This is a genomic window from Pseudomonas sp. RW407, from assembly GCF_003176655.1.
Lineage (GTDB): Bacteria > Pseudomonadota > Gammaproteobacteria > Pseudomonadales > Pseudomonadaceae > Pseudomonas > Pseudomonas delhiensis.
The window spans coordinates 1-331 of sequence record NZ_QGSL01000057.1; the positions used below are offsets into that span (position 1 = coordinate 1).

At 58.9% G+C, this 331-nt stretch carries 1 protein-coding gene; it reads left to right on the forward strand.

The window, feature by feature from the left end; genetic code table 11:
• Positions 1-331, forward strand: a 331-nt coding sequence (locus DK254_RS05785) for a transposase (RefSeq protein ID WP_146219571.1), incomplete at both ends; no start/stop codon positions are given.

Here is a 331-nt window from a genome sequence, read left to right on the forward strand (position 1 = left end):
GGCTTCAGCAAGGCGCGAGCTAGCAAGGTTGGACGTCCGGCCTATGATCCGGCCGACTTGCTCAAGCTGTACCTGTATGGCTACTTCCATCGAATCCGTTCCTCGCGCCGACTGGAGGCCGAGTGCCAGCGCAATGTCGAAGTGATGTGGTTGCTGGGCCAACTGGTACCGGACTTCAAGACCATTGCCGATTTCCGTAAAGACAACGGTGTGGCGTTCCAGGCAACCTGCCGTGCCTTTGTGCAGTTCTGCCGTCAGGTCGGGCTGATCGGTGGTCAGTTGGTGGCTATCGATGGCAGCAAGTTTCAGGCGGTGGCTTCACGACGCAAGC